This window comes from Pseudomonas costantinii (assembly GCF_001870435.1).
GTDB lineage: Bacteria > Pseudomonadota > Gammaproteobacteria > Pseudomonadales > Pseudomonadaceae > Aquipseudomonas > Aquipseudomonas costantinii.
Genome location: NZ_MDDR01000007.1, coordinates 88,723 through 102,375, shown reverse-complemented (window position 1 = coordinate 102,375; position 13,653 = coordinate 88,723). Strand labels below are relative to the sequence as shown.

Here is a 13,653-nt window from a genome sequence, read left to right as displayed (position 1 = left end):
CTACGTTTATAAGGCGGCGAGTGTTGCCTAGAGGCCTGCCCGACACAATCGCTAATTACAGAACAAACCGCGTCACCAGGCCATTGAGGTCCACCGCCAAGCGTGAGAGTTCCTGGCTGGCCGCCGAGGTCTGAGTGGCACCGGCGGCGGTTTGCGTCGACAGGTCACGGATGTTCACCAGGCTGCGGTCGACGTCGCGTGCGACGAGGGCCTGTTGTTCGGCGGCGCTGGCGATCACCAGGTTGCGCTGGCTGATTTGCGAAATGGCGGCGGTGATTTTTTCCAGGGCGCTGCCGGCGCTGTTGGCCCGTTGCAGTGTCTGGCCCGCGTGTTCGGCGCTGCTATTCAGGGCGTCGACGGTGCCCTGAGTGCCTTGCTGGATGCCGATGATCATCTGTTCGATTTCTTCGGTGGAGTCCTGGGTACGTTGCGCCAGGGAGCGCACCTCATCGGCGACTACCGCGAAACCACGCCCTGCCTCGCCCGCGCGCGCCGCTTCGATGGCAGCATTGAGCGCCAGCAGGTTGGTTTGCCCAGCAATGCCACGGATTACTTCCAGCACCTTGCTGATGTCCTGGGCTTGTATCGCCAGGCCTTCGGCCTTGTTCGATGCGCCGAGTACTTCGTCCACCAGGCTCTGGATCGAGCTGATGGTTTCGCTGATCTGGTAATGACCGTGCTTGCTGTCTTCGTCGGACGCCTTGGACGCTTCGGCGCTGGACACCGCATTGCCCGCCACTTCATCCACGGCCGCGCTCATCTCGTTCACGGCGGTTGCGGCCTGTTCGATTTCATCGTTTTGCGCCTGCAGGCCACGGGTGCTCTGTTCCATCACTGAGCTCATTTCTTCGGCGGCGGAAGCCAGTTGTTGCGCCGATTCGCTGATGCCACGGATGGTGGTTTGCAACTGCGCTTGCATGGTGGCCAGGGCCGTCAGCAACTGAGCGGGCTCGTCTTCGCCGTTCACCACGATGGATTGGCTCAAATCGCCAGCGGCAATGCTGCGCGCCACGGTCAACGCTTGGGCAATGGGCGCTGTGATGCTGCGGGTCAGCAACCAGGCCAGCAGTAGAGTGGCGATCAACGCGCAAATGATGATCAGGCCGACCACCCACTGCGCGCTGGAATACATCCGCGCGGCGGAGTCTGCCGCGTCTTCCACGCCTTTCTGGTTGAAGGTGATCATGGCCTCCAGGCTTTTGTTGAGAACCGTGCCTTGTGGCGCGAGGTGGCTGGTGAGCAAGTCGATGGCGTCTTGCTGTTTATCGTGATCTACCAAGTCGACCATCTGGCTGACTATGCTGACGTAGGTATTTACGTTGCCCTTGAGCTGCTTGAGCATGTCGCGCTCTTCGTCGCCGCTGAGCAGGCCTTCGTGGTGATCGAGCAGGGTTTGCAGTTCGCTGCGTTTTTGGGCGATCAGGCTTTTGCTGTTGTCACGTATCCGCGACTCGTCGGTGGTGGCCATGCGCAGGGCTTCCAGGCGAATGCTGGCGATACCGGCTGCAGCGTCGTGGATATTCTCGATGCTCGGCATCCACGACTTTTCGATGATCAGCGCGCTTTCCCGTAGCTTGGCCATCTGCCCCAGGCCAAACAGGCCGACAATCACCAGCATGCTGGCCAAAACCCCAAAACTCAGACTGGCACGCAAGCCGATCCTCATATTCCTCAATGACATCTCAATGCTCCTTGGACGATTAGAACCTGTTCCCGGATCGGTCTTCAGACCTTGTTAGAGTGGGAGAGGGCGCGGTATATATCAAAGTGCCACTATCGTGATAGTCAGGGTTTCCCTTATGCGTATCAAGACTGTTACAAACTGCGTATTTCTACCGCGACGCGCAGTTTTGTCCTGTAGGAGGGCCAAGCCCCGCCGTTGTAGGTGTCCAGATGAGTGCTGAGAGCGAGTAGCGCGACTTTTCGGTGCGTTTATTGACCGTATGGTCGAATTATGAAAATTGAAAGTAAATGTACAAGGCGCACTAAGTTGTACAGTTCGACCCGGAAAATCGTCCTTCTCCTGCGTCTATTCACTGGCTAAGCTCAGGCCTTCCAGATACCCGCTCGAGGTTTCCCGCATGTCGCAGTCCGCCCTCGCTATCGCCCGCATGATCCTCGATGGCTTCGACGATTACCGCGAACACTTCCGCCAGATTACCGACGGTGCTCGCGAGCGTTTCGAGAAGGCCCAGTGGCAGCAAGGGCAGGCGGCTTCGGCAGCGCGTATCAACCTGTATGAAGAAAAGGTCAGTGAAGTGACGGCGCGCCTGCGGGCCAACTTCGATGAAGCGGTGCTGCTGGAGGTTGACGTGTGGCCCTTGGTCAAAAGCGCCTATATCGGTCTGATCGACCTGCGCTTTGACGATGAACTGTCCGAGACCTGGTACAACTCGATCTTTTGCGGGCTGTTCAGCCACGACCTGATCAGCGACGGCTGCATGTTCATCCATACCACCCGGCCGAGTCTGCGCAGGGCGCGAGCGGCGCAAACCAGAACGTATAAGCCTGTGGGCGACCTGGCGATGATGCTGGCGCATGTTTTTGCCGATTACGGTTTCAGCGAACCCTATGCCGACCTTGCGGCCGACCTGCGTCGCCTCGAAGCCCAACTGCGGGAGAACCTGCCGGACTGGGTATGCAAGGACCCGGACCTCAGCGTCGAGCTGTTTTCCTCGGTGCTCTATCGCAACAAAGGTGCTTATCTCGTGGGGCGCATCTACACCCGCGACGAACAATGGCCGCTGGTGATTCCGCTGCTGCACCGAGAGGGGCGCGGGATCCAGATCGATGCCTTGATCACCGACGAAGCCGATGTATCGATCATCTTCTCTTTCACTCGTTCCTACTTCATGGTCGACGTGCCTGTGCCGGCGGAATTCATCGGCTTTCTCAAGCGCATCCTGCCCGGCAAGCACATCGCCGAGCTGTACACTTCCATCGGTTTCTACAAGCACGGCAAGTCGGAGTTCTACCGCGCGCTGATCAACCACCTCGCCACCACTGATGATCGTTTCATCATGGCGCCCGGCGTGCGTGGCATGGTCATGAGCGTGTTTACCCTGCCGGGCTTCAATACCGTGTTCAAGATCATCAAGGACCGCTTTTCACCGTCGAAAAACGTCAACCGCGCGACGGTGATCGAGAAGTACCGCCTGGTAAAAAGCGTCGACCGAGTAGGGCGTATGGCCGACACCCAGGAGTTCGCCGACTTCCGCTTTCCCTTGAGCAAGTTCGAACCCGAGTGCTTGGCCGAGCTGTTGGAAGTGGCCGCCGGCACCGTCGAGCTGGAAGGCGACACGGTACTGATCCGTCACTGTTGGACCGAGCGGCGCATGACGCCGCTCAACCTCTACCTCGATAATGCCAACGACGCGCAAGTACGTGAGGCCCTGGAGGACTACGGCCTGGCGATCAAGCAACTGGCGGCGGCGAATATCTTCCCCGGCGACATGTTGCTGAAAAATTTCGGTGTCACCCGTCACGGTCGCGTGGTGTTCTACGACTATGACGAAATCTGCTTTCTGACTGAAGCCAACTTCCGCCACATCCCGGCGCCACGCACCCCCGAGGATGAAATGGCCTCTGAGCCCTGGTACTCCATTGGCCCGCTGGATGTGTTCCCCGAAGAGTTCCCGCCCTTTCTGTTTGCCGACGCCGGCCAGCGAAAGTTGTTCGATGAATTGCATGGCGAGTTGTACAACGCCGACTACTGGAAAGGCCTGCAAGCGGCGATTCGCGCCGGCAAGGTGATTGATGTGTTCCCGTACCGGCGCAAAGACCGCGATAACGAATGAGGGGCGCGCGCATCAGAGGTTTTCTGCGACAATCCGCCCCCTGCATAAATAGACGACCAAAACGCACCTGATGACTGACCAAGCGCCCGCTATCGACCAACTGCTGAAAAACCTCGACCACGCCATGCTCGCCGACCGCCACCGCTTGCGACGGCAGTTGCTCGAGCTGCGCAAGAAGCCCGACGAGGAGAAGCTGGCGCAGTGGGTCACGCGGATGCAGGCGTCCTGCGCCCAAGTCACGGCGCGGCGTGCCAGCCTGCCGGTGATTCGCTACGACGACAGCCTGCCGATTGCCGCCAAGCGCGATGAAATCAAAGACGCGCTGAACAAGCATCAGGTGCTGATCATTGCCGGTGAAACCGGTTCGGGTAAAACCACCCAGTTGCCGAAGATCTGCCTGGAAATTGGCCGCGGCCAATACGGCCTGATCGGCCACACCCAGCCACGTCGGATTGCCGCGCGCAGCGTAGCCAGCCGGGTCGCCGAAGAGTTGGCCACCCCGTTGGGCGCGCTGGTCGGCTATCAAGTACGGTTCGAAGACCAGAGTGATTCCAACACCCTGATCAAGCTGATGACCGACGGCATCCTGCTGGCGGAAACCCAGAACGATCGCTACCTCGAGCGCTACGACACGATCATCGTCGACGAAGCCCACGAGCGCAGCCTGAACATCGACTTCCTGCTGGGTTACTTGAAAACCCTGCTGCCGCGTCGTCCGGACCTGAAAGTCATCATCACCTCGGCGACCATCGACCTGGAGCGCTTTTCCAAGCACTTCGACGATGCACCGATTGTCGAGGTCTCGGGCCGTACCTTCCCGGTGGACACCTGGTATCGCCCGCTGACCCTGGAGCAGGACGAGGAGGGTAACCGCGTCGAGGACGACTTGACCGTCGATCAGGCGATCCTCGCCACCCTCGATGAAATTGCCGCCTACGAGCGCAGCGAGAAGCGTAGCCCTGGCGATGTGTTGGTGTTCCTGCCGGGCGAGCGCGAGATTCGCGACGCCGCAGAGATACTGCGCAAGGCCCAGCTCAAGCACACCGAAATTTTGCCGCTGTATGCGCGCCTGTCACCGGCTGAACAGCAGCGCATTTTCCAGTCCCACCCGGGCCGTCGTGTGGTGCTGGCAACCAACGTTGCAGAAACCTCGCTGACCGTACCGGGCATTCGTTATGTGATCGACAGCGGCACCGCGCGCATCAGCCGCTACAGCTACCGGGCCAAGGTGCAACGCCTGCCGATCGAGGCGATTTCCCAGGCGAGCGCCAACCAGCGTAAAGGTCGTTGTGGCCGGGTCGAGCCGGGGATTTGTATTCGGCTGTTCAGCGAAGAGGATTTTATCGGGCGTCCGGAGTTTACCGACCCAGAAATTCTGCGCACCAACCTTGCCGCCGTGATCCTGCAGATGCTGCACCTGCGCCTCGGAGAAATCACCGACTTCCCGTTTATCGAGCCGCCGGATGGCAAGGCCATCAGTGACGGTTTCAACCTGCTGCAAGAACTCTCGGCGGTCGACCGCAACAGTCAGCTGACGCCGTTGGGTCGTCAACTGGCGCGCCTGCCGGTGGACCCGCGCATGGGCCGCATGCTGTTGGAAGCCGCCAAGCTGGGCAGCTTGCAGGAAGTGCTGATCGTGGCGAGCGCCATGTCGATCCAGGACCCGCGCGAGCGGCCACCGGAGCGTCAACAGGCGGCTGACCAGGCCCATGCGCAATGGAAAGACCCTGATTCGGACTTCGCCGGGCTGGTGAATCTATGGCGTGGTTTTGAAGAGCAGCGCCAGGAGCTGACGGCCAGCCCGTTGCGCAACTGGTGTCGCAAAAACTTCCTGAATTACCTGCGGCTGCGTGAGTGGCGTGATTCCCACCGCCAGCTCAGCCTGATCTGCCGCGACATGCAGCTCACGATCAACAAAGAACCGGCGGACTTTCCCAAGCTGCACAAGGCGGTGCTGTCCGGCCTGCTCAGCCAGATTGGCCAGAAGACCGAAGACGGCGATTACTTGGGCGCGCGTCAGCGGCGTTTCTGGATTCACCCGTCATCGGGCATCGGTAAAAAGCGCCCGCAATGGCTGATGACCGCCGAACTGGTGGAAACCACCAAGCTGTATGCGCGCATGGTCGCCAAGATCGATGCCGACTGGATCGAGCCGCTGGCCGGGCACCTGATCAAGAAAAATCACTTCGAACCGCATTGGGAGAAGAAACGCGGCCAAGTCGTGGCGTTTGAGCAGATCACCCTGTTCGGGCTGATTGTGGTCGGGCGGCGGCCGGTGCATTACGGGCCGATTGACCCGGTGGTGTCCCGCGAGCTGTTTATCCGTGAAGGCTTGGTGCGTGGCGAGATCCAGTCCCGGGCCAAGTGCCTGACGGCCAACCAGCAATTGCTTGAGCAGTTGGATGAGTTGGAAGCCAAGGCGCGTCGGCGTGACATCCTGGCGGACGAAGAAACGCTCTACGCTTTCTACGATGCGCGGCTGCCGGCCGAGATCCACCAGACTGCCACGTTCGACAGTTGGTACAAGGTCAACAGCCAGAAAGACCCGCAACTGCTGATCATGCGTGAAGAAGACGTACTGGCCCGCGAGGCCAGCGAAGTCACTGCCATGCATTACCCCGACACCCTGCAACTGGGCGACTTGGAACTGGCATTGAGTTACCACTTTGAACCTAACCACCCGCGCGACGGCGTGACCCTGCGCGTGCCTGCGCCACTGTTGCCGGCCTTGCCGCCGGAACGCCTGGAGTGGCTGGTGCCGGGGGTGATTGAGGCTAAATGCATCGCCTTGGTGCGTAACTTGCCCAAGGCCTTGCGCAAGAACTTTGTGCCGGTGCCGGACTTCGTCAAGGCCGCGCTGCAGCGTATCGAGTTTGGCCAGGGTTCGTTGCCTCAGGCGTTGGGGCGCGAATTGCTACGCATGACTGGCGCGCGCGTCAGCGATGAAGCGTGGCGCGAGGCGGCACAGCAGGTGGAAAATCACCTGAAGATGAACCTGGAAGTGGTCGACGGCCAAGGCAAGTTCCTCGGTGAGGGCCGCGACTTGGCTGAGCTGACTGCGCGCTTTGCCGAAGCCAGTCAGGCCGCGTTGGCGGTGCCGCAGACCGCGAAAAGTCAGCAGCCGGTGGAAGCCAAGGTCTTTGCGGCAGTGGCCGAAAAGACCCAACAAAAGATCGCTGGCCTGTCGATGACGGTCTACCCGGCGCTGGTGGAAGAAAACGGTACGGTCAAGGAGGGGCGTTTCTCTACTGCCGCCGAGGCTGAGTTCCAACATCGCCGAGCCTTGCAACGCTTGTTGATGCAGCAGTTGGCGGAACCGGCGAAATTCCTGCGCGGCAAACTGCCGGGCCTGACCGAGTTGGGTTTGATGTACCGAGAGCTGGGGCGTATCGACGCGCTGGTGGAAGACATCCTGTTGGCCAGCCTCGACACCTGCGTACTGGAAGGCGAAGCCAGCCTGCCGCGTGACGGCGCGGGTCTGGCCGCTTTGGCTGAACGTAAGCGCGGCAGTTGGACCGAGCACGCCGAGCGTCTGGCGCGCTTGACCCTGGACGTGCTGAAACTCTGGCACGCTTTGCAGAAACGCTTCAAAGGCAAAATCGACCTGGCCCAGGCCGTGGCCTTGAACGACATCAAGCAGCAGCTGAGCAATCTTGTGTACCCCGGTTTTGTGCGGGAAACCCCGGCGCAGTGGCTTAAGGAACTGCCGCGCTTCCTCAAGGCCATTGAGTTGCGTCTGGAAAAACTGCCAAGCCAAGTGCAAAAAGATCGCGTGTGGAGCACCGAGCTGGGCGGTTTGTGGGCGCAGTACCAGAATCGTCTCAATAAACACACTCAGGAAGGCAAGCGCGATCCCCAGCTAGAGCTCTATCGCTGGTGGCTGGAGGAGTATCGGGTGTCGTTGTTTGCCCAGCAACTGGGTACCAAAGTGCCGATCTCCGACAAGCGTTTAAGCAAACAATGGAGCCTGGTGGAGGTTTGATTGCACCTTCGGGCGTTGGCACCTATCTTGGATAGGGCGCCAAATCCCCGGGGTTGTGGCAAACTTCGTCGTTATAAATGCCGGGATCGTCGTTTTGGGCTGGTGCAGCCGCGGCGCGACGGAACAAAGCGTTGCCAGTTTGATGCCCGCTGGACGGCATCGAACGACTTAAAGGTTGGTACGACGGTACCAATATTTTCTGCCTGACAGATTTAGAGGAACGACCGTGCATAACGTCGTCATCAGCGGCACTGGCCTGTACACCCCGGCCAACAGCATCTCCAACGAAGAGCTGGTGCAGTCTTTCAATGCTTACGTGCAACAGTTCAACGCCGACAACGCCGCCGCCATCGAGCGTGGTGAAGTGCAGGCGCTGACCGAGTCCAGCGCTGCCTTTATCGAGAAGGCGTCGGGCATCAAGAGCCGTTTTGTGATGGACAAGGACGGTATTCTCGACCCGCAACGCATGGCCCCGCACCTGCCTGAGCGCAGCAACGACGAATGGTCGGTGCTCTGCCAAATGGCTGTCGGCGCTGCCGAACAAGCCCTGCAGCGCGCCGGCAAGACTGCCGCTGACATCGACGGCGTGATCGTCGCCTGTTCCAACCTGCAGCGTGCCTATCCGGCTATCGCCATCGAAGTCCAGGAAGCGCTGGGTATCCAGGGTTTTGGCTTTGACATGAACGTGGCCTGCTCCTCGGCGACCTTCGGTATCCAGAACGCCGCCAACAGCATCCAGTTGGGCCAGGCCCGAGCGATCCTGATGGTCAACCCGGAAGTCTGCACCGGCCACCTGAATTTCCGCGACCGTGACAGTCATTTCATCTTCGGTGATGCGGCCACTGCGGTGATTCTCGAACGTGCCGATTTGGCCACCTCCGAGCACCAGTTCGACGTGGTGAGCACCAAGCTGCTGACCAAGTTCTCCAACAACATCCGTAACAACTTCGGCTTCCTCAACCGCGCGGCGGAAGAAGGTATCGGCGCGCCCGACAAGTTGTTTGTGCAGGAAGGCCGCAAAGTCTTCCGTGATGTCTGCCCGATGGTCGCTGAATTGATCGGTGCGCACTTGGCGGAAAACCAACTGGGTGTGGCTGATGTGAAGCGCTTCTGGCTGCACCAGGCCAACCTGAGCATGAATCACCTGATCGTGAAGAAACTGCTGGGCCGCGAAGCGTTGGAAGAAGAAGCGCCGGTAATTCTCGACACCTATGCCAACACCAGCTCGGCGGGCTCGGTGATTGCGTTCCACACCTACCAGGACGACCTGCCCAAGGGCGCTGTGGCAGTGCTCAGTTCCTTTGGCGCTGGCTATTCGATCGGCAGCGTGATCCTGCGCAAACGCTGATTTTGCACTTGAAATCGAGGTCTTGAATGGCTGCAGCGGACGACGCGCACCTGCTTGAACGCCTGCTCAAGGGGGAGCAGCGGGCCTACAAGGAATTGGTCACGACTTACCAGAGCGCGATGCGCGCAGTGGCCTATGCCATCGTCGGCCAGCGTCACGCCGATGAGGTGGTTCAGGACGCCTGGCTGTCGGTAGTGCGCAACCTGGCCAAGTTCGAAGGGCGTTCCAGCCTCAAGACTTGGCTGCTGACCATCACCGCCAACTCCGCCAAGGGGCGCTACAAGCAGAATCGCCGGGAGGTATTGCTCGACGATTTGCCCTCACCCCACGGCACCATTGGTGATGATCGTTTCGTACCCGACGATGGTCACTGGGCTGTCGCCCCTTACGCTTGGCACCAGGACACTCCGGAAGCCTTGCTGACCGAAGATGAACTGCGCGAATGCCTGGAGCATACGTTGCTGAGTTTGTCGGATCTGCAAAGCAGCGTGTTGGTGCTGCGTGAACGCCAGGGCCTGGAGTTGGAGGAGATTTGTAATCTTCTGACGCTCTCGCTCTCCAATGTCCGTGTGCTGTTGCATCGAGCACGGCTTAAAGTCTTCGCCACGGTGGAGCATTTTGAGGAAACGGGCGAATGTTGACCTGTAAAGAACAAGTGGCGCGGTCCAGTGACTACCTCGATGGGCAATTGACCTTTCGTGAGCGTCTGCTGGTGCGCCATCACTTGATGTTCTGCCCTAACTGCCGGCGTTTTATCCGTCAGATGCGCCTGATGCAGGCGACGCTGAAGATCATGCCGCAAGAGCCGGTAAAGGAGGCTGATGCCTTGGCTGAGCGGCTGGCTGCCGAACGGCTGAAGGATCTGTAAAGGCGGGATAAAGACAGACTCGCGTGGGTGAGTCGAACGGATGATGGGGATCGACCCGCCCACACAAGGCTGTTAAAACTACCTCGGGCCGTCCTGGCCCAAGGCTTGTTACACGCACAGTTAGAACTTGGCTTCAGCATCCAACTGCAGGGTGTTGGTGTTGGCATCACGCTGAGTGCGGCTGGCGAAGTCAGCCTTGGTCAGGAAGTACGTGGCGCCGACAGCGAAGTTCTTGTCGATGTCATAGCCGACTTTGAACTTGTGACCGCGCGAACCGGTGGTGCCGTTGGCGAAGTCCGAGTCGGTAAAGGCGCCAACCACTGCGTTACGTTGAATATCGCGGTAGTTGTAGTCCAGGTTGAAACCGAACACTTTGGACTTGGCACCCAGCAACCAGGCGGTGTCCTGATCGGTCACGGCGTCGTTGTTTTTCACGTACTGGCCGTAGAACGCCAGAGGCACTGCCAAGCCACCGATGTCGGCTTGGGCAAAACCTTCATACAGGCGGAACTGGTTGTCGGCCGAGTTGCCGTTGACCGCCAGCGCGCAAGGCGTGGTGGTGGTCGTGCAGCGGCTGTCCTTGTCGTTCTGGTAGGCGTAGACGCTGCCGCCCAGGGTCATTTTCAGGTTGTCGGTGACCGAGAAGCGCGTGCCCAACTGGCCGGAGGTCAGGCGCAGGTCGTGACGGAATTGCACGCCGTCGCCGTCGACGTTGTCCTTGAGGTTGTAGTTACCAATGCTGCCGAACAGCTCGGCGCTGCCGCCCAATGGGTATTTGTAGGTCAGTGCCAGGCCTTCCGGGTTGATGTCGCTATCCCAGATCACGTCGCCCATGCTTACCCACGGCTGCAGCATCTTGCCGCCGATCACGTGCAGGTTTTTGATCTGGTCCGGGTGGTAGTCGATGTAGCCGAGGTCGAGCCAGATTTGCTTCTTGTCGAAGTAGTTGTCCTGGTCCTGGTTGGTGGAGCGGGCATCGTCGCTGCTGCCGGTGGCAATACGAATGCCGGTGTCCACTTGCGAGTTGACCTCGGTGTACGCGCCCAGGCGGGCACGAATGCGCTGACGGTCCTTATCGCGGCCACCGTTGTTGGATTCGCCCTGGATTTTCACGGTTTCCTGACGGAAACGCACGTCACCCTTGAGCTGAGTGCGGGCGGCCCAGGCCAGCTTTTGGTCGAACACGCTCAGGTCGTTGGTTTTTTTCGCGGTGGCCGCGATCTGTTCGTTGGTCTCTTGTTGAGCTTGCTGTGCGATCTGCTTTTCTTTCTGGTCCTTGACCAATTCCGCTTGCAGTTCGGTGTACTGCGCAGCGGTGATCTGGCCGTTGGCCTTGAGCATGTCGAGCAATTTAGCGTCGACTGCAGCGCTGGCCGGAAGGCTTAGGGCAAGCAACAGGCCGCCGCACAGGACCGCCGCAGTTTTAGTGGAAGCAAGACGCATATCAATCTCCGAAAGTGAGGAGGGATGGCAAACCATCCAGGACACAACCGACCGATGACGGACGGAAAATAGCCGCCTGATAGAACCGGGCGCTCTAAAAACAGGCGTCAGTATCGCGGCCACTTATGACGGAGGAGTGGCTAAGTGATGTCATGAAGATGACAAATTATTTAATAATGGAACTAAATGTTTCGAGCTTTGTCGGGCTTGTTTCGAGGTGTGCCCGGCGCTGTGATAGGCGATACTCGCGAGGCTTTCACGCCAAGAAACAGTGAGGATGCCGATGCCGCTGCAACGCCTGGACAGCCTGTCCAAAATCTCCCCGCAGGCTTGGGATGCCCTGGTGCCGCAGGCCCAGCCTTTTGTGCGGCATGCGTTCTTGAGTGCGCTGGAGGACAGTGCCAGCCTGGGCCCGCAATCAGGCTGGCAGCCGGAACATTTGCTGCACTGGGAGGGCGATCGTTTGGTGGCGGCATTGCCCAGCTATCGCAAATGGCATTCCTACGGCGAGTACGTGTTTGACCACGGTTGGGCGGATGCCTGTGAGCGCGCGGGTATCGATTACTACCCCAAGTTACTGACCGCGGTGCCGTTCAGTCCGGTCAGTGGGCCGCGATTGCTGGCCGCGAATGCGCAGGACGGTTTTGAGCTGCTCAATAGCCTGCCCGGCTACCTGGAAATCGAAGGGCTTTCCAGTGCTCACATCAATTTCACCGACCCTTTGGCCGACGATGCACTGGCTCAACAGCCGGGTTGGTTGCAGCGCCTGGGCTGTCAGTATCATTGGCAAAATCGCGGCTATCGCGACTTCCAGGACTTTCTTGACGCCTTGAGTTCGCGTAAGCGCAAACAAATACGCAAAGAGCGCGAACAAGTGGCGGGGCAGGGCATCGAGTTCGAGTGGCTGCAAGGCCATGAACTGAGTGAAGCTCAGTGGGATTTTGTCTACGCCTGCTATGCCAACACCTACGCCGTGCGCCGCCAATCGCCCTACCTGACCCGCGAATTTTTCAGCCTGCTGGCCGAGCGTATGCCCGAGGCAATTCGCGTCGTGCTGGCCAAGCAGGGCTCACGCCCGGTGGCCATGGCTTTCAGCCTGATCGGTGGCGACAGTTTTTATGGGCGTTACTGGGGCTGCCTGGCGGAATTTGACCGCCTGCATTTCGAAACCTGCTTCTACCAGGGTATGGACTACGCCATCAGCCATGGGCTGCAACGCTTCGATGCCGGTGCCCAGGGCGAGCACAAGTTGATTCGTGGTTTTGAACCGGTGATTACCCGTTCATGGCACTACCTGCGCCATCCGGGCTTGAAGAAGGCCGTCGAGGATTTTCTGGAGCGTGAGCGGGTAGGGATTCTGGCGTATGCCGAAGAGGCGAGGGCAGCCCTGCCTTATCGGCAGGGCTGAACTCGTTTGGCTTAGGCCGTCTCTTCTTTGCCCAGCCAGCGATAAATCACACCGCCGACGACTGCACCGAGGATCGGCGCGAGCCAGAACATCCACAGCTGCTGGATTGCCCAACCGCCGACGATCAGCGCCGGCCCGGTGCTGCGGGCCGGGTTGACCGAGGTGTTGGTGACGGGGATCGAGATCAGGTGGATCAGTGTCAACCCCAGGCCAATGGCAATTGGCGCTAAACCCGCAGGGGCGCGCCGGTCGGTGGCGCCGAGGATGATCAATACAAACATCCCCGTCATCACCAACTCAGTGACAAAGCCCGCCGCCATCGAGTAACCGCCAGGTGAATGCTCGCCATAGCCATTGGAAGCCAGGCCGCCGGCCAGTTCAAAGCCCGGTTTGCCGCTGGCAATGAAGTACAACAGTGCAGCGGCGACGATGCCACCGATGACCTGCGCCACGATGTATGCCGGTAACTCCTTGGCCGGAAACCTTCCGCCCACGACCAGCCCCACCGATACCGCCGGGTTGAGGTGACAACCGCTGATATGACCGATAGCAAAGGCCATGGTCAGCACGGTTAGCCCGAAGGCCAGGGCCACACCGAGCAGGCCGATCCCGACGTTGGGGAACGCTGCGGCCAACACCGCACTCCCGCAGCCACCCAGCACCAGCCAAAACGTACCTAACCCTTCCGTAACGGAACGTTTGAACAGAGAAGACATGAACACGTCCTTATAGATCGCTCTATCTAATTTACTGGTCGGTGATGCGTCCTTGCAGCCTTACGTCAGGACCTTCCTGGTTCCTGATTGC

The 13,653-nt window shown here is 59.6% G+C and carries 9 protein-coding genes; 6 read left to right on the top strand and 3 right to left on the bottom strand.

Translation table 11 applies throughout. The annotated features are described in order from the left end of the window. Positions 1-55: 55 nt before the first annotated feature. Complete coding sequence (locus tag BFL40_RS05455) at positions 56-1,618, bottom strand: methyl-accepting chemotaxis protein (RefSeq protein WP_408003973.1); 1,563 nt, start codon at positions 1,616-1,618, stop codon at positions 56-58. A 463-nt stretch (positions 1,619-2,081) separates the two neighbouring features. Between BFL40_RS05455 and aceK the strand changes: the two genes are divergently transcribed. The 5 genes from aceK to BFL40_RS05430 all read left to right on the top strand — a co-directional run bounded on the left by aceK (position 2,082) and on the right by BFL40_RS05430 (position 9,995). Further along, positions 2,082-3,797, top strand: a complete 1,716-nt coding sequence (gene aceK, locus BFL40_RS05450; protein WP_071482983.1) for a bifunctional isocitrate dehydrogenase kinase/phosphatase — start codon at positions 2,082-2,084, stop codon at positions 3,795-3,797. Positions 3,798-3,867: 70 nt separating this feature from the next. Then, on the top strand, positions 3,868-7,779 hold the full coding sequence (gene hrpA, locus BFL40_RS05445; RefSeq protein ID WP_071482982.1) for an ATP-dependent RNA helicase HrpA: 3,912 nt from the start codon (positions 3,868-3,870) through the stop codon (positions 7,777-7,779). 226 nt (positions 7,780-8,005) lie between these two features. Then, positions 8,006-9,127: a beta-ketoacyl-ACP synthase III gene (locus BFL40_RS05440; protein ID WP_071482981.1), complete on the top strand. Its 1,122-nt coding sequence runs from the start codon at positions 8,006-8,008 to the stop codon at positions 9,125-9,127. Between the two features lie 26 nt (positions 9,128-9,153). Next, positions 9,154-9,768, top strand: a complete 615-nt coding sequence (locus tag BFL40_RS05435; RefSeq protein ID WP_071482980.1) for an RNA polymerase sigma factor — start codon at positions 9,154-9,156, stop codon at positions 9,766-9,768. Further along, positions 9,762-9,995 (top strand): anti-sigma factor family protein, encoded by a 234-nt coding sequence (locus BFL40_RS05430; RefSeq protein WP_071482979.1) that lies wholly within the window; start codon positions 9,762-9,764, stop codon positions 9,993-9,995. Before BFL40_RS05435 ends, BFL40_RS05430 begins: the two co-directional genes overlap by 7 nt. Positions 9,996-10,115: 120 nt before the next feature. On the opposite strand, the gene BFL40_RS05425 is transcribed toward BFL40_RS05430, so the two are convergent. Next, entirely contained in the window at positions 10,116-11,438 is a 1,323-nt protein-coding gene (locus BFL40_RS05425) for a putative porin (protein WP_071482978.1), read from the bottom strand. 283 nt (positions 11,439-11,721) lie between these two features. On the opposite strand from BFL40_RS05425, the gene BFL40_RS05420 reads away from it, so the two are divergent. Then, positions 11,722-12,846 (top strand): GNAT family N-acetyltransferase, encoded by a 1,125-nt coding sequence (locus tag BFL40_RS05420; RefSeq protein WP_071483239.1) that lies wholly within the window; start codon positions 11,722-11,724, stop codon positions 12,844-12,846. An 11-nt stretch (positions 12,847-12,857) separates the two neighbouring features. Here the strand turns inward: BFL40_RS05420 and aqpZ are convergent, their stop codons facing one another. After that, the gene (gene aqpZ / locus BFL40_RS05415) at positions 12,858-13,562 is read right to left on the bottom strand and encodes an aquaporin Z (protein WP_071482977.1); all 705 of its coding nucleotides are present in this window, start codon (positions 13,560-13,562) and stop codon (positions 12,858-12,860) included. Positions 13,563-13,653 lie beyond the last annotated feature (91 nt).